At 70.4% G+C, this 15,761-nt stretch carries 15 protein-coding genes; 6 read left to right on the forward strand and 9 right to left on the reverse strand.

All coding sequences use genetic code 11. The features are described 5' to 3' along the window. Positions 1 to 77: 77 nt before the first annotated feature. Both ACTOWY_RS14685 and ACTOWY_RS14690 read left to right on the forward strand, forming a co-directional pair. Positions 78 to 1,136: a tyrosine-type recombinase/integrase gene (locus tag ACTOWY_RS14685; protein ID WP_441310183.1), complete on the forward strand. Its 1,059-nt coding sequence runs from the start codon at positions 78 to 80 to the stop codon at positions 1,134 to 1,136. Positions 1,137 to 1,210: 74 nt separating this feature from the next. Beyond that, positions 1,211 to 1,552 carry a hypothetical protein gene (locus ACTOWY_RS14690; RefSeq protein ID WP_441310184.1) on the forward strand — a complete coding sequence of 114 codons (342 nt, stop codon included), beginning with the start codon at positions 1,211 to 1,213 and terminating at the stop codon, positions 1,550 to 1,552. A gap of 13 nt (positions 1,553 to 1,565) precedes the next feature. Here ACTOWY_RS14690 and ACTOWY_RS14695 read toward each other — a convergent pair whose 3' ends face one another. From ACTOWY_RS14695 to ACTOWY_RS14710, 4 genes are all read right to left on the reverse strand, one after another. Further along, positions 1,566 to 3,947, reverse strand: a complete 2,382-nt coding sequence (locus ACTOWY_RS14695) for a [protein-PII] uridylyltransferase (protein ID WP_441310185.1) — start codon at positions 3,945 to 3,947, stop codon at positions 1,566 to 1,568. A gap of 96 nt (positions 3,948 to 4,043) precedes the next feature. After that, complete coding sequence (locus tag ACTOWY_RS14700) at positions 4,044 to 4,382, reverse strand: P-II family nitrogen regulator (RefSeq protein WP_185009070.1); 339 nt, start codon at positions 4,380 to 4,382, stop codon at positions 4,044 to 4,046. Next, a complete protein-coding gene (locus tag ACTOWY_RS14705; protein WP_441310186.1) occupies positions 4,379 to 5,716 on the reverse strand; it encodes an ammonium transporter in 1,338 nt (445 codons plus the stop codon). Before ACTOWY_RS14705 ends, ACTOWY_RS14700 begins: the two co-directional genes overlap by 4 nt. A gap of 63 nt (positions 5,717 to 5,779) precedes the next feature. Beyond that, on the reverse strand, positions 5,780 to 6,409 hold the full coding sequence (locus ACTOWY_RS14710; RefSeq protein WP_441310187.1) for a TetR/AcrR family transcriptional regulator: 630 nt from the start codon (positions 6,407 to 6,409) through the stop codon (positions 5,780 to 5,782). Between the two features lie 59 nt (positions 6,410 to 6,468). On the opposite strand from ACTOWY_RS14710, the gene ACTOWY_RS14715 reads away from it, so the two are divergent. Beyond that, complete coding sequence (locus ACTOWY_RS14715; RefSeq protein WP_441310188.1) at positions 6,469 to 7,509, forward strand: Gfo/Idh/MocA family protein; 1,041 nt, start codon at positions 6,469 to 6,471, stop codon at positions 7,507 to 7,509. On the opposite strand, the gene ftsY is transcribed toward ACTOWY_RS14715, so the two are convergent. Continuing rightward, the gene (gene ftsY, locus ACTOWY_RS14720; protein ID WP_441310189.1) at positions 7,502 to 8,818 is read right to left on the reverse strand and encodes a signal recognition particle-docking protein FtsY; all 1,317 of its coding nucleotides are present in this window, start codon (positions 8,816 to 8,818) and stop codon (positions 7,502 to 7,504) included. The two genes, ACTOWY_RS14715 and ftsY, sit on opposite strands and share 8 nt — an antisense overlap. Positions 8,819 to 8,876: 58 nt before the next feature. Between ftsY and ACTOWY_RS14725 the strand changes: the two genes are divergently transcribed. The 3 genes from ACTOWY_RS14725 to ACTOWY_RS14735 all read left to right on the forward strand — a co-directional run bounded on the left by ACTOWY_RS14725 (position 8,877) and on the right by ACTOWY_RS14735 (position 12,451). Beyond that, positions 8,877 to 9,605, forward strand: a complete 729-nt coding sequence (locus ACTOWY_RS14725) for a hypothetical protein (protein WP_441310190.1) — start codon at positions 8,877 to 8,879, stop codon at positions 9,603 to 9,605. A 119-nt stretch (positions 9,606 to 9,724) separates the two neighbouring features. Further along, positions 9,725 to 10,915 (forward strand): anhydro-N-acetylmuramic acid kinase, encoded by a 1,191-nt coding sequence (locus ACTOWY_RS14730; RefSeq protein ID WP_441310468.1) that lies wholly within the window; start codon positions 9,725 to 9,727, stop codon positions 10,913 to 10,915. A gap of 15 nt (positions 10,916 to 10,930) precedes the next feature. Further along, positions 10,931 to 12,451, forward strand: coding sequence for a sodium:solute symporter (locus ACTOWY_RS14735; protein ID WP_441310191.1), 1,521 nt, complete (start codon positions 10,931 to 10,933; stop codon positions 12,449 to 12,451). Between the two features lie 70 nt (positions 12,452 to 12,521). Here ACTOWY_RS14735 and ACTOWY_RS14740 read toward each other — a convergent pair whose 3' ends face one another. From ACTOWY_RS14740 to ACTOWY_RS14755, 4 genes are all read right to left on the reverse strand, one after another. Next, positions 12,522 to 12,938, reverse strand: a complete 417-nt coding sequence (locus ACTOWY_RS14740) for an LppU/SCO3897 family protein (protein WP_441310192.1) — start codon at positions 12,936 to 12,938, stop codon at positions 12,522 to 12,524. Positions 12,939 to 13,020: 82 nt separating this feature from the next. Next, positions 13,021 to 13,380 carry an LppU/SCO3897 family protein gene (locus ACTOWY_RS14745; RefSeq protein ID WP_441310193.1) on the reverse strand — a complete coding sequence of 120 codons (360 nt, stop codon included), beginning with the start codon at positions 13,378 to 13,380 and terminating at the stop codon, positions 13,021 to 13,023. Between the two features lie 96 nt (positions 13,381 to 13,476). Beyond that, positions 13,477 to 15,033, reverse strand: a complete 1,557-nt coding sequence (locus ACTOWY_RS14750; RefSeq protein WP_441310194.1) for a phytoene desaturase family protein — start codon at positions 15,031 to 15,033, stop codon at positions 13,477 to 13,479. Positions 15,034 to 15,081: 48 nt separating this feature from the next. After that, a complete protein-coding gene (locus ACTOWY_RS14755; RefSeq protein WP_441310195.1) occupies positions 15,082 to 15,738 on the reverse strand; it encodes a hypothetical protein in 657 nt (218 codons plus the stop codon). Between the last annotated feature and the right edge of the window lie 23 nt (positions 15,739 to 15,761).

Genomic DNA, 15,761 nt, shown 5'->3' on the forward strand with positions numbered 1-15,761 from the left:
TGAAGTACCAAGACCCGGACAAGCGTGAGCGGTCGAAGTCCTTCCCGGACAAGCAGTTGGGGCGGGCTAAGGAGTTCATGACCAAGGTCGAGAACGACAAGTATGCCGGGACCTACACCGACCCGAATGCGGGGAATGTGGAGTTCAAGGCGTATGCGGTCACGGTGCTGGCCGCCCGGTCACAAGATGAGTCCACAGTGGACACACTGACCAGCCGGATGAACAGTCAGGTGTACCCGTTCCTGGGGCGGAAACTGTTGTCCTCGTTCAGCACGCCGGATGTGATCCGGAAGTGGCTGGCGTGGATGAATGAGCAGGACAAACCCGTGTCAGCGGGGTATCAGCGTCAGGTGTTCGGTCTGGTGTCCTCGGTCCTTGACGCGGCGGTAGCCGATGGCAAGATCAAAATCAATCCGTGCCGGGATGCCTCGGTGCACCCGCCCAAGCCGATTTCACGCAACATCACCCCGTGGCCGGATACCCGGCTGCGCAGAGTGGAGCTGGCGCTCCCGACCCGGTTCAAGCCCTGCATTCCGCTGGGGGCGGGGCTGGGGCTGCGTCAGGGCGAGGTGTTCGCCTTCAGCCTGGACAACGTCGACCGCAAGGAGATGGTGTATCACTGCACCCGGCAAATGGTCACCGTGAACGGGGCGCGGAAGTTCAAGTTGCCCAAGGGGCACAAGACCCGTGTGATCCCGTTGGGGCATGGGGTGCTGGATGATCTGGACGCCTATGCCAAAAGGTATCCCCCGGTAGAGATCACCCTGCCGTGGGCCGAGCGGGACGGCCGTGCCACGGAGACCGTCCGGGTGCTGATGGTCAACGATGCGGGGGATCTCTACACCCGGCAGACGTTCAACAGTGTGGTGTGGCGGCCGACGTTCACCAAGGCCGGTTTGTCCTATGCGGACCGTGTGGATGGGATGCACGCGTTGCGGCACCTGTTCGCCTCGGCCTTGCTGGAACGCGGGGTGACGGTCAAGGAGCTGGCGGCTTACCTGGGCCACTCCTCGGAGGGGTTCACGCTCAAGACTTACACCCACCTGATGCCGTCTAGTTACTCCCGCGCTCGCCAGGCTGTGAACGAGATGTTCGCCCCGCGTCATTCGGCCCAGGCCGCCGTGGTGACGGCCTGACGGCCTGGCGACGGCATGATCTTGGTTCACCCCTGGAAAACAGGACCATATGCCCAGGTCAGAGCCGGTTCGGGTTGCGGATCTACGACATCTGGGCCTTGCTCGGCGACGAACAGACCCTCGCCTTCCTCGCCGACCAGTCGACCGCCGGCGCGGTCCTCGCTGACTGCTACGCGATCTCGGAGCAGTTTCAGGGCGACCGACCCCCGCCGGTCGGCGGGTTCAGCCGCTGCTCAGCCTTCGACCCCACTGGGCCGCTCGGCCCGCAACTGCGTCAACACCACGACGACGCGATGCGGAACCTCTACTACGGCGCTGGGCCGGGGCCCACGTTCGACGACGTGATTGAGCGGGTGCACGCCAACGCGCACCTGCTGAACGTGCCGCAGGTCCTGCCATCGGTTCCGCTCAGCTAAGGCGGTTCCCGGGTCAGCGGGCGGCGGCCAGCACCGCTTTCTCGATCTTGCGGCGGGCCGGGCTGCCGGGCTCGCACAGGCCGTTGTCGGCGGTGGTGAGGCTGAAGGAGTCCACGACGGTGCCGCCCAGGGTGGCCACCCTGGCCCAGCGCACGTCGACCTTGCAGCTCTCCAGGGCGGCGGCGATCCGGTGCAGCAGGCCGATCCGGTCGGTGGCGCGTAGTTCCAGCACCACCGCGCCGCTGGCCTCGTCGTCGAACCAGAGCACCTTGGGCGGGGCGATCTGCTCAGGCGGGCCGCCGTAGTCGCGTTCCTTGGCGGCCAGCCGGTCGGTCAGCGAGAGGGTGCCCTCGACCACCTTGACCAGTTGTTCGCGCAGCAGTGCGGCATCGGGCAGGGTGCCGAAGCGCGGGGACACGGTGAAGGTCTCCACGCCGGCGCCTGCGTGCGCGCTGACCTCGGCCGCGTGCACTTCCAGGGAGTTGAGCGCGAGCACGCCGCTGGCCAGGGAGAGCAGGCCGATCCGGTCCGGGGCGAGCACGGTGACGGTGGCGGTCTGGCCGTTCGGGGTGATCACCACGTGTGGCTTGCCGGAGGCGACCGCGGCCTCGGCGAGGGCCTGCTGGTCCGGGTCGAGCGGGCCGGGGCCTTCCAGGTGCTCCCCGGCCATGGCGGCGCGGCAGCGGCGGACCAGGTCGGTGATCAGGGCGGCCTTCCACTCCGTCCACACGCCGGGTCCGGTGGCCAGTGAGTCGGCCTCGGCCAGCGCGTGCAGCAGTTCCAGGGCCACCGGGTCGCCGTCGAGGGTGTCCACCACGCGGTGCACGGTGGCCGGGTCCTCCACGTCGCGGCGGGTGGCGGTGTGCGGCAGCAGCAGGTGGTGCCGGACCACCCTGGCCACGATGGCCACATCCGATGGCCACAGGCCGAGGCGTTCGCAGACCTGGGTGGCCAGTGCGGCGCCGACCTCGGAGTGGTCGCCGTCGCGGCCCTTGCCGATGTCGTGCAGCAGGGTGGCCAGCAGCAGCAGGTCGGGGCGGGAGACGGTGGTGGCCAGCCGGGCGGCGTTGGCCACCGCGTGCACCAGGTGCCGGTCCACCGTCCAGGTGTGCGCGGCATCGCGGGGCGGCAGGTCGCGGACGGCGCCCCACTCCGGGAACAGCCGTCCCCACAGGTCGGTCCGGTCCAGCGCCTCGACCACGTCGATCAGCCCGCGGCCGCAGCCGAGCAGGGCGAGCAGTTCCTGGCGGGCCGCGCTGGGCCATGGCCTGCGCAGTTCGGGCGCGGAGTCGGCCAGCCGGGCCAGGGTGCCAGCGGCGATCGGGCTGCCGGTGCGCGCGGCCGAGGCGGCCACCCGCAGCAGCAGGCCGGGATCGCGGGCCGGCACCGCGTCGCGGGCCAGCGCTACCTCGCCGCCGTGCAGCACCACGCCGTCGTCCAGTGGCCGCCTGGCCGGGCCGCGGTTCCACGGGGCGCGACTGCTGAGTGCGGCGAAACCCTTGCGCGGCAACGCGTTGCGTGTGGTGCGCAGGGCCACGTCGACCGCGTAGGCCACGGTGCGGCCGGTGGCGGAGAGCAGCCGGGCCAGCTCGAAACGGTCGCCGACGCCCAGCGCCATGGCGATCTCGTCGCCGTCCTCGGCCCGGATGACGTCGCGGGCCTTGCCGACGCCGCGGTGCAGTTCGGTGCGCACGTCCAGCAGCAGCGTGCGGGCGGCGCGGACCTCGGGGCCGGGCCGGTCCACCAGCTGGGTGGCGGCCAGCGCGTCGAGCAGGTTGAGGTCGCGCAGGCCGCCCTTGCCGTTCTTCAGGTCGGGTTCGACCCGGTGCGCGACCTCGCCAGAGCGCTGCCAGCGGTGTTCGGCGGCCTCGACCAGGTCCTCGAACCGGGTCCGGATGCCGGCCCGCCAGCTCTGCCGCGCGCCTGCGGCAAGTCGTTCGGACAGCGCCTGGTCGCCGACCAGGTGCCGCACCTCCAGCAGGCCCAGCGCGGCGCGCAGGTCGGTGGCGGCCACCTTCTCCGCCTCGGCGAGCGTGCGCACCGAGTGGTCCAGGCCGACGCCGGAGTTCCACAGCGGGTACCAGAGCCGGTCGGCCAGCGCGCCGACCTCGGCCCGTCCATTGTGGACTAGAACCAGATCCAGATCCGAGTGTGGGGCCAGTTCCCGGCGGCCGAGCGCGCCGACGGCGATGAGTGCGGTGCCGCTGCCCGCGCCGCCGATGCCGGCCATCCCGGCATGCGCGGCCAGCCAGAAATCGTGCAGGTCGACCAGCGCGGCGCGTAGTGGCTCCGCGGCCAGTTTCCGGTGGCCGGGGGCGGGCGCGAGCAGCAACTGCCGCGCTCGCACCAGGTCCGCCGCGGTTGGCCCGACCGATTCGCTGACCCCTGCGCTCATGCTGTGCCCCGCCTTGCTCGCAAGACGCCGGATGTGGCGGTTCCGTTGGGCGCCAACGGAACCGCCACATCCGGCCCTATCTACCTGTGGAACTGCTCAGATCGCGTCGGTGCCGCGTTCCCCGGTGCGCACCCGGACCACAGTGTCCACCGGGGTGACCCAGACCTTGCCGTCGCCGATCTTGCCGGTGCGGGCGGATTCGACGATCGCGTCGACCACCTTGTCCACCCCGGTGTCGTCGATGAGCACCTCGATGCGGACCTTGGGCACGAAGTCCACCGCGTACTCGGCGCCGCGGTAGACCTCGGTGTGCCCCTTCTGCCTGCCGTAGCCCTGGACCTCGCTGACGGTCATGCCGAGCACTCCGAGCTGTTCGAGCGCGGCCTTCACGTCGTCGATGGTGAACGGCTTGACGATCGCGGTTACCAGCTTCATGCCTTGCTCTCCTCAAGACTCGCGGTGGTGGAGGTCCCCGCCGACTTGAAGGCGCCGCCGCGGCCGCCGAAGGTGGCGAACTCGTAGGCGCTCTCCGCGTGTTCGGCCTCGTCGATGCCCTCGACCTCGGCTTCCGGATCGACCCGGAAGCCGACGGTGACCTTGACCAGGAAGGCGATGAGCAAGGAGAGCACGAAGGAGTAGGCCAGCACCGCGAACGCGCCGATCGCCTGCTTGCCCAGCTGGTCGAAGCCGCCGCCGTAGAACAGGCCGTTGACCTTGGCCGGGGCCGATTCGGAGGCGAACAGGCCGATCAGCAGGGTGCCGGCCAGACCGCCGACCAGGTGCACGCCGACCACGTCGAGCGAGTCGTCGTAGCCCAGCTTGTACTTCAGGCTGACTGCCAGGGCGCAGAGCACACCGGCGATGGCGCCGACCGCGATCGCGCCCAGCGGGGTGACCGCGGAACAGGCCGGGGTGATGGCGACCAGACCGGCCACGATGCCCGAGGCCGCGCCCAGGGTGGTCGGCTTGCCGTCGCGGATGCGCTCGACCAGCAGCCAGCCCAGGGTGGCGGCCGCGGTGGCGACCAGGGTGTTGACGAAGGTGACCGCGGCGGTGGTGTTGGCCGCCAGCGCGGAACCCGCGTTGAAGCCGAACCAGCCGAACCACAGCAGACCCGCGCCGAGCACCACCAGCGGCAGGTTGTGCGGCTTCATCGGCTCCTTGGGCCAGCCGCGCCGCTTGCCCAGCACCAGCACCAGGGCCAGTGCCGCGGCGCCGGCGTTGATGTGCACCGCGGTGCCGCCGGCGAAGTCGATCGCGGCCAGCTGGTTGGCGATCCAGCCACCGGGGTCGATGACGTTGCCGTCCGCGTCCTTGCCGTCGAAGTCGAAGACCCAGTGCGCGACCGGGAAGTAGACCACCGTCACCCAGAGCGCGGTGAACAGCAGCCACGGCCCGAACCGGGCACGGTCGGCCACGGCGCCGGAGATCAGCGCCACGGTGATGATCGCGAACATGGCCTGGAAGGCGACGAACGCCGTAGTGGGAATGGTGCCGGACAGCGACTCCGGACTCAGCAGGCCATCGAGGCCGAAGAACTCGGTCGGATCGGCCAGCCAGCCGCCCGCCACGTCCTTGCCGAAGGTGAAGGAGTAGCCGAAGAGCACCCACAGCACGCCGACCACGGCCATGCTGCCGATGCTCATCATGAGCATGTTGAGCACGCTCTTCGCGCGCACCATGCCGCCGTAGAAGAACGCAAGTCCCGGCGTCATGAGCAGCACCAGAGCGGCGCTGATCAGCACCCAGGCGGTGTCGCCTTGATTCATTCTCGTAGTCCTCCCGTGCCTGCCACGTTGCACGGAAGGATCGAGATCCGGTGTTTCGTCCGGTTACGCCGGAGGTTTCACCGGCGTGAACTGTGCCGACGGTGTTGTTACGGCTGCGTTGCGCAGACCGTCCAACAGGACACCCAGATTGCGCCGCCACTGGTCCGGACGGGCGAGCAGGCCCATGGTGCGTTCGGCCGGGATGGCGGTGGCCAGCACGAAGAACACGTCGTGCGGGTCCAGGTCGGCGCGGATCGCGCCCGCGTCCTGGGTCCGCTGGATCAAAGCGGTCACCTCCTCGCGCAGCCGGTCCAGGGGGCCGCTGAGGTTGAGGTCGCCGTCGCCGGAGAGCGCGGCGTGCAGGCCGCAGCTGGCCGCGCGCAGTTGCACGTAGGACTCGGCGAAGCCGGCGAAGGCCAGCCACGGATCGGGTTCCCGCGCGGCCTCGGCGACCAGTCCGGCCATCGAGTCGATGGTGTCGATCAGGATCGCGCCGATCAGTTTCTCCACCGAGGGCACCCGGCGGTGCACGGTGCCCAGGCCGACCCCGGCCCGGTGCGCGATCTCCCTGGTGGTCACGCCAAGGCCCTGCTCGTCCAGGGCGGCGCGGGCGGCGGCCACCAGCCGGGCCACGTTGCGCCGGGCGTCGGCGCGCGCGGCGCCGGTGGAGAGCAGCTGCTCGACGGCGGACATGCCGGCAGTCTAGGGTCGAGCTAAACGGGTCAGCGTGACCCGTTTATGAGGAGGACCCAATGATCGGAGTGGGCATCCTGGGCGCGAGCCCGGACCGGGGCTGGGCGGCCATGGCGCACCTGCCCGCGCTGGCCGCGTTGCCGGAGCAGTACCGGCTGGTCGCGGTGGGCACCAGCCGGGCGGAGAGCGCCAGGGAGGCGCAGCGGCGGTTCGGCGCGGCGCATGCCTTCACCAACGCCGAGGAGCTGGCCGGTCATCCCGAGGTGGACCTGGTGGTGGTCACCGTGAAGGTGCCCGCGCACCGGGAGCTGGTGCTGGCCGCGCTGGCCGCTGGCAAGCACGTCTACTGCGAGTGGCCGCTGGGCCGCGACGCCGCGGAGGCGGAGGAACTCGCCAAGGCCGCCGAGGCCGCCGGGGTGCGCGCGGTGATCGGCCTGCAGGGCCGGTTCAGCCCGGCGGCGGTCGCGGCCAGGAAGCTGATCGACGAGGGCAAGATCGGACGGATCCGGACGGCCACCCTGCTCAGCGCGCGGGCCAGGGGCGGCGTGGGCGGGGTCCCGGCCTGGATGGCCTACACCTTCGACCGGGCCAACGGCGCCGGGCTGGTGGAGGTGCTCGGCGGGCACGCGGTGGACCTGCTGCGGCACCTGGCCGGGCCGATCCGCGCGATCAGCGGCCGCAGCACCCTCCAGGTGACCGAGCAGGTGATCGCCGAGACCGGGGAGCGGATCGAGGTGAACACCCCGGATCACCTGGCCGCGGTGGCCGAACTGGACGGCGGGGCGCTGGCCACGGTGCTGGTGCACGACAACGAGCAGTTCCGGCCCCGGGTGCACCTGGAGATCGCCGGGACCGAGGGCACGCTGACGCTGGTCTCCGCGCCAGAGCGCCAACTATTGGCCATCCAGCCGCAGATCGGGCGGCTGGAACTGCTGGACACCCAGGGCGAGCCGGTGCCGCTGCCGGGTTCGGAGTTGCCGGTGCCCGCGGTCAACGTGGCCGCGCTCTACCGGCAGCTAGCGGTGGACCTGAACACCGGGTCCAGGGTGGTCCCGGACTTCCGGGACGCCCTGGACCTGCACGAACTCCTGGTTACGTAAGCAGAGCGTCCACGAACGCGCCCGGGACGAACGGGGCCAGGTCGTCCGGACCCTCACCCAGGCCGACCAGCTTGACCGGGACACCCAGTTCACGCTGGACCTGGAAGACGATGCCGCCCTTGGCGGTGCCGTCCAGCTTGGTCAGCACGATGCCGGTCACCTCGACCACATCGGAGAACACCCTGGCCTGGGTGAGGCCGTTCTGGCCGGTGGTGGCATCCAGCACGAGCAGCACCTCGTCCACCTTGGCCTGCTTCTCCACCACCCGCTTGACCTTGCCCAGCTCGTCCATCAAGCCGGCCTTGGTGTGCAGGCGGCCCGCGGTGTCCACCAGGACCGCGTCCACGCCCGCCTCCACGCCGCGCTTGACCGCGTCGAAGGCCACGCTGGCCGGGTCGGCGCCTTCCTTGCCGCGCACGATCTCCGCCCCCGCGCGCTCGGCCCAGGTGGCCAGCTGTTCGGCGGCGGCGGCGCGGAAGGTGTCGGCCGCGCCCAGGATCACCGTGCGGCCATCGCCGACCAGCACCCTGGCCAGCTTGCCGGTGGTGGTGGTCTTGCCGGTGCCGTTGACGCCGGTGATCAGCAGCACCGCCGGGCGGCCATCGTGCGGCAGCGCGCGCACCGAGCGGTCCAGCTCCGGCTTGAGCGCGTCCACCAGCACCTCGCGCAGCACCGCGCGGGCGGCCTCCGGGGTGCGCACGCCGCGGGTGACGATCTCCTTGCGCAGCCGGTCGATGATCTCCGCGGTGGTGGCCGCGCCCAGGTCGGCCAGCAGCAGGGTGTCCTCGACCTCGGTCCAGGAGTCCTCATCCAGATCGCCGGCGCCGAGCAGGCCGAGCAGGCCCTGGCCGAACGCGGAGCGGGACTTGACCAGCCGGCCGCGCAGCCGCTCCAGGCGACCGGCGGTGGGCGCGATGTCATCGGGCACCGGGTGGGTCTCGGCGACCACCACCGGCTCGATCGGGGCAGGCGCCTCGGCCGCGGGCGGCAGCGGCACGTCCACGATGTCCCGGCGCGGGGTGTCCCTGGGCACCGCGGCGTCATCGCCCACGCCGGGCTGCCCGTCGACCTCGGTGCGCTCGACGACCGGGTGTCCGGGTTCGACGGCCGGCGCGGTCGCGGTGTCCGTGCCGGAGGCGAAACTGATCTTGCTGTCCGCCTGGTAGGTGGACCGGGCCGGGGCCTCGGGCCTGGCCTGCTCGGCAATGCTCACCCGGCGGCGACGGGCCAGCACGATCCCGGTGACGAGCGCGATGAGCAGCACCGCGGCGACGGCTACGGCGATCCAGATCATTACTTCGGTGGACACGCCCCCATCCTCGCATCATGGGCGGTTCGGCCCTCGCCGGAGTCGGGTCTGGGCGAGGATGTCGACCATGCAGCCCGGCCCGCACCAGCACCAGCCCCCTCAGCAGCCGCAGTACCCGCCGCCCGGCTATGGCCACGGCTATCCGCGGCCGCCGAAGAAGAACAACGGACCGGTGATCGCGCTCGTGGCCGGGCTCGCGGTGCTGCTGGTGGCCGGGATCGGCGTGGTCGTCTACCTGAACTCCGGCGACCCGGCCGACTCCCCCGGCACCAGCGCCGCGGCCGAGCCTGGCCCCGCGGACAAGTACACCGACCTGCCGGAGTGCGCCGCGCTCAACGCCAAGTTGACCCTGTTCCCGGACCTGATGCCCAAGGCCGCGGAGAAGAAGAAGGACACCCAGGCCGCCCGCGGCGACGGCGATCTGCAGACCGTGCGGGTCAAGTGCTCCTGGCGCACCAGGGAACCGGAGGCGACGGTGAGCGCGGACATCGTGCTGTTCGTCAGCGACGGCCAGCCCCAGCACAACGGGACCAAGGACGGCGCCCAGTACTGGCTGAGCATCGACCGCTCGGCGGAGGACCGGGTGGAGGGCGAGAACGTGTTGTTCCCCAAGTCCACCGGCGGCGACGGCTGCTACGGGCGATTCAGCGACGGCAACGTGCTGGTGACGATGAACCAGTTCGGTCCGGGCCTGCCCGGCGGGGCCAGCCACGGCCCGGACATGGACCAGTGCCGGGACAACCTGAGCCCCAAGGGCAAGGAGCTGGTGGCCGCGCTGAAGGGCTGATCTCGACTCGCTATCAACTTCGCCGTCAACTTCGGCGGACACTTGCGTAAACTTCCGCCATGCAATAGACCCATCTTGTGAAATCTTGGCGGGTGCTCGGGCTGCTGTCCGGCACGTCGATGGACGGCATCGACGTGGCCGCGGCCGAGTTCCGCCTTGCCCAGGACGGCTGGCTCGAACTGCGGCCGCTGGGCTGCCTGGACGTGCCCTACCCCGACGAGCTGCGCGCCGAACTGCTGGCCGCGCTGCCCCCGGCGGACTGTTCGGCCCGGCAGCTGTGCCGGCTGGACACGCTGGTCGGGCGGGCCTTCGGGGTGGCCGCGCTGCGCGGGCTCACCGAACTCTGCGCAGGCAAGGCCGATCTGATCGGCTCGCTCGGGCAGACGATCTACCACTGGGTGGAGGACGGCCGCTGCGAGGGCACCCTGCAGCTGGGCCAGCCCGCCTGGATCGCCGAGGCCACCGGACTGCCGGTGGTCGCCGACCTGCGGGCCAGGGATGTGGCCGCGGGCGGGCACGGGGCGCCACTGGTCGGGCTGTTCGACCAGCTCTGGCTGGGCCACGGGCGGGCGCGCACGGCCGCGCTCAACCTCGGTGGCATCGCCAACATCAGCGTGGTCGGTGGCGGTCTGCCGCCGCTGGCCTACGACACAGGTCCGGGTAACGCGCTGCTTGATTCGGCCGCCCGGCTGCTACCGGAACGTCGGGAGCGCGATGAGGGGGGCCGGCTCGCCGCCATCGGCTCCCCTCACCCGGACCTGTTGTCCGCCCTGCTGGCCGACCCGTACTACGAGCTGGCGCCGCCGAAGTCCACCGGCAAGGAATATTTCACCGCCGAGTACCTGAACGCCGCCCTGAACCGCCTGTCCACACCGCCCTCGGGCCCGGATCTGCTGGCCACTTTGGTGGAGCTGACCGCCCGCACGGTCGCCCAGGAGTGTGATCGGCAAGAGGCCACCCGGGTGGTGGCTTCCGGAGGCGGGGTGCACAACGCCACGCTGATGGCCGCCCTGAGCAGGCATCTCGCCCCGGCCGAGCTGGTCACCAGCGCGGCCGAGGGACTGCCTGCCGACGGCAAGGAGGGCTACCTTGCGGCGTTGCTCGGCCTGCTCACCTTCTGCGGTCAGCCCGGAAACCTGCCGGCGACCACAGGGGCGGTCGGACCGCGCCCGCTGGGCAGCATCACCCCGGGCCGCACCGCGTTGCGACTGCCCGCACCATGGCCGCGACCACCGGTCGCGCTGCGCTGCGTGGCCACGGGGGCTGACCGGGGGCACACAACTGGGGAGCCGGTGCGAACCGGCGGTTAGAGCAGGAGGTGGGACGTGCGCAGTCTCGACCTGGCCATCATCGCGGTGTTCCTGGTGGGCATGCCGCTGCTGGGCATCTGGATCGGCGGCAGGCAGAAATCGGCCAGCGACTACTTCGTTGGCGAGGGCAAGATCTCGTGGTGGGTGGTCTGTCTGTCCGTGGTCTCCGCGGAGACCTCGACGCTGACCGTGCTCAGCGTGCCGACGGTGGCCTACCTGGCCACTCCCGGCGCGGGCGGGATGACCTTCCTATCGCTGGCCATCGGCTACCTGCTGGGCCGGATCGTGGTCTCCTTCGTGCTGCTGCCCAAGTACGTGGCCGGTGACCTGGTCACCGCCTACGCCTTCCTGGGCAAGCGGTTCGGCGACGGGTTGCGCACCACCGCCTCGGTGACCTTCCTGTTCACCCGGCTGCTGGCCGACGGGCTGCGGTTGTTCGCCACCGCGATCCCGGTCAAGGTGGTGCTGGCCGCCTACGGCGTGCAGGCGAGCTACTGGACGATCGTGTTCGTCCTGGGCATCGCGATGGTGGTCTACAGCTTCTTCGGCGGGGTGCGGGCGGTGGTCTGGGTCGATGCGATCCAGATGGTCTGGTACCTGCTCGGCGCGGCCGTGGTGATCTGGGTGCTGGCCGACCGGCTGCCCGGCGACTGGCTGGGCAAGGCCTTGGACGCCAACAAGTTCCAGGTCTTCGACCTCACCTCGGATCCGCGGTACAGCCCGTACGCGTTGCTGACCGCGGTGGTGGGTGGCGCGGTGCTGTCCATGGCCTCGCACGGCGCGGACCAGCTCATCGTGCAGCGGCTGATGGCCACCAGGGACGTGAAGGCGAGTCAGAAGGCGCTGATCGCCAGCGGTGTGGTCGTCTTCGTGCAGTTCGCGCTGTTCCTGTTCATCGGCGTGATGCTGTGGGCCTTCTACAACGCGGCCAAACCAGTGCAGGACCTGGGCCTGAACAACAACGACGAGCTGTTCGCCAACTTCATCGTGACCCAGTTGCCCAGCGGCCTGTCCGGCTTCGTGATCGCGGGCATCCTGGCCGCCGCGCTGAGTTCCTCGCTGGGCGCGCTGGCCTCCTCCACGGTCACCGACATCTACCAGCGGGTGGTCCGGCGGCCGCTGTCGGATACCGAACTGCTCAAGCAGGGCCGGATCTGGACGGTGATCTGGGCCGGGCTGCTGATCGTGTTCGCCGGGTTGTTCGCGCAGTTCACCTCGCGCGGCAACACCCTGGTGGAACAGGGTTTGTCGATCACCGGTTACACCTATGGCGCATTGCTCGGCGCGTTCCTGCTCGGGTTGATCGTGAAACGGGCCCGGCAGTCCGACGCGATCATCGCTTTCCTGGTGACGGTGGCGACGATGACCGCGATCATCCTGCCGCCGGTGCTCAGCGGGACGAAGGGGCTGGCGTTTCCCTGGTATCCGCCGCTGGGCGTGGCGATCACTTTGATCGTGGGCGGGTTGTTGTCGCTGCGGCATCGCGGTAGCCCGCCGCCGGTGGAACAGCCGGCCAGCGAGGCGAAGGCCGCCTGAGACGAAAAAGCCCCGGTTTCCAGGACGGAAACCGGGGCTTTTTCAGGCAGGTGTTACCGCACGTTCACGATCACTTCTTGTTCGCGGCGAGGCAGAGCACGGTGCCGCTGCCGCTGCGACCCTCCGGAACCCAGATCGCGTCCGTGGTGTCCGCGTGCGGGTCGCACAGCTCGATCTTGAAGTCGGCTTCCTTCTTGTCCTCGTACTTGCCGAGGACCTTGTACTGCGCGTCCGCGCCGGCACAGTCGACCTTGTTGGCCGAGCTGACCTTCTCGCCCTCGACCTTGGCCGCGATGCACTCGCCGACCTTGGCGCTCTGCGCGGAGTTCATGTAGCGGTAGACCGCGAAGCCACCAGCGACCAGGACCACGAGCAGGATGCCGAGGACCTTCGGCAGCACGCTCTTCTTCTTTTTCGGCGCGGCGGGCTGCTCGCCGGCCGGCTGAATCGGCTGGTCCTGCGGGGCGTTGGCCTGTGGGTTCGTCATCCCCAGTGTCTCCTTGTTGAAGTTCGCCCACATGGGCGACGTGCAATGGTGACATGGTGTCACCTACCGCACAAATCGAACGTTAATGTGTTACCGGCTCGAGACACAGAACTCGGCCGGTGCCGCCCTTTTTGCCCTCCCAGTAGACCGACTTCGCGGTCGGGAAGGGTTCGCAGACGTTGGTCAGGCCGAGTTGGACGGTGAACTCGCTCTGGTCCTCGACGATGCCGGCGACCTTGAAACTCGCCTCCGGCTTCGTGCAGTCGGCGCGCTTGTAGGAGTCGGCGTTGCCGGACTTGCCCTGCAGGCATTCGCCGACGGCGGCGTCCTTGGCGTTGGTGTAGCTGCTGTAGATACCGAATCCGGCCGCGATCGCGACGAAGATCCCGTAGCCGATGAGCTTTTTCGCCCAGCCGGGCAGGCCGGTCCGTGGTGCGGTCATCCCCAGTGTCTCCGATACATCCATTAGCCCAATCGGGCTACATGAACCGGCGACAGTGTGCCACAGGACCCGGCCTGACCTGCTGTGTTCTGAAACTCAGCCGGATTCGGTAACGGCGCGGGCCGCGGCCTGCCCGCCCAGACCGCTGACCCCGCCGCCGCGTCTGCTGCCCGCCCCGGCCAGCAGCACCCGGCGCAGGCCGGGCACGGCCACGCCCCAGCGCTGGGCCGGGGTCTCGGCGGGTTCGTCATCGGCCAGCCAGGGCCAGCTCAGGTCGCCGTGGAAGATGTGCCCGCCAGGCATGCCGAGGTCCCGTTCCAGGTCAACGGGGGTGGATGCCTGCACGCAGGGGTTGCCTTCGGCGTCGGTGGCGAGCACGTCGGACAGGGGTTCGGCCAGGTGCTGCTGGAGGGCGGCGAGGGCGGCGGCGGTGGCTTCCGCGCGGTGGTCGTGTTCGCGGAACAGGCGGGCGGGCGCGTGCAGGCCGAACAGGGTGAGTGTGTGGTAGCCCTCGGCGGCGAGTGGGCCGAGGATGGACGGGTCGGTCAGCGAGTGGCAGTAGACCTCGCAGGGCAGCGGGTTGGACAGTTTCCCTTGCGTGGCAAGGGCATGGGCGGCTTCCAGTTCGGTGTAGGACTCGCCGAGGTGCAGCGTCCCGGCGAAGGCCTGGCGTGGGTCGGCGCCGCTGCGCAGCCGGGGCAGCCTGCGTAGCAACAGGTTCACCTTGAGCTGGCTGCCCTCGGGGTCGGTGGCCGGGCGGTCAAGCAGGCGATCGAGCACGGCGGGGGCGACCGCGGCGAGCACGTGGTCGGCACTGAACTCACGTCCGTCCACTGTGGACACCTCGACCCGTTTTCCGTTCTCCCGCACCGCCTGCACCGGGGTGCCGGTGTGGATCTCGACGCCTGCGGACTGGGCGGCGGCGGTGAGGGCGTCGGCGAGCGCGCCCATGCCGCCGACCGGGACCCGCCACTCCCCCGAGCTGTTGCCCGCCACGTGGTAGAGGAAGCAGCGGTTCTGCGCCAGGCCGGGGTCGGACAGCGAGGTGTCGATGCCGATCAGGCCGTCGGTGGCCACCACGCCGCGGATCAGGTCGTCGGCGAACTCACGTTCGAGGACCTCGGAGAGTGGCCGTTCGACCAGGTCGTCCCAGGTGTCCGCGCCGGCCAGCGCGGTGACCCGGTCCCGTACCCGCGCACGCCGGGACAGCGGGCCGTCCAGGGCCGGGCCGACGGCCTTGGCGAAGGCGTCGACGCGGCGGTAGAAGCGCTGCCAGGCGGTCCAGGCCGCGCCGGAGCCGGTGACCTCGGCGAAGGAGGCTTCGGTGGCGGGGCCGGGTTCGCGTTCGACCAGCAGCCCGAGATCGCGGCCACCGCGGCGGAGGGGGGTGTAGGAGGACACCGCGCGGGAGCGCAGTTCCAGCGGCAGCCGCAGTTCTGCGGCCAGCGCGTCCGGCAGCAGGCTGACCAGGTAGGAGTACTGGGACAGCCGCGCGGGCTGACCTGGGAAGACCTGTTTGCCGATGGACGCGCCGCCGAGGTGCCCGGCCCGTTCCAGCAGGCGTACCGAGCGCCCGGCTCTGGCCAGCAGCACCGCCGCGATGAGTCCGTTGTGCCCGCCGCCGACCACGATCACCTCGCTGTGTCCGTTCATGACAGCGATCGTGGCCGAGCGGGCGGGCTCAGCGATAGCGGCGATGGATCAGATCAGCAGCAGCGGGAGCAGCGCGAGCAGGAAGACCGCGGCCATGATGGCGATCATCGGCACGATGGCGGGGGTGGGCTGCGGCACCGGGCCGATCGCGCCGCCGGCGAACATGAACGCGGGTGCGCGGTAGAACACCGGCACGTTCTGGCCCTCGGCGATCGGGATCATCGCCTCGGCCGGGCCGGCGTCCATGAAGATGTAGTGGAAGTGCACCTTCACGTGGTACTGGCCGGGCGGCAGGTCGATCGGGGTCTGGCCCCACTCGATCGGGCCTGGCCTGCCGTTGATGGTCAGCGTGGGCTTGAACCAGTTGAGGATGAAGGCCAGCGGCAGGAACGAGGTGTCCAGCACCAGCCTGCCGTGGCCGGGCTGGGTCGGCGGGAACTGCTGCTGCGGCTGCTGACCCGGGTAACCGCCGGGGCCACCGGGGTACGCGCCGGGCGGGGGCTGCTGCGCCGGAAAGCCGCCGCTGTGCGGAGCCTGGTACGGCTGGGTCGGCTGCGGGCCGGGGTACGGCTGCTGCTGGCCCGGGTAGCCCGGCTGCTGCTGACCGGGGTAAGGCTGCTGGCCGGGAAACTGCTGGCCAGGCTGCTGCCCGGGGAAGGGCTGCTGCCCAGGCTGATAGGGCTGCTGGCCGTAGGGCTGGTTCACGAGAGTGCTCTCCCCCGAGTGGG

Source organism: Crossiella sp. CA198, assembly GCF_052078295.1.
Classification (GTDB): Bacteria; Actinomycetota; Actinomycetes; order Mycobacteriales; family Pseudonocardiaceae; genus Crossiella.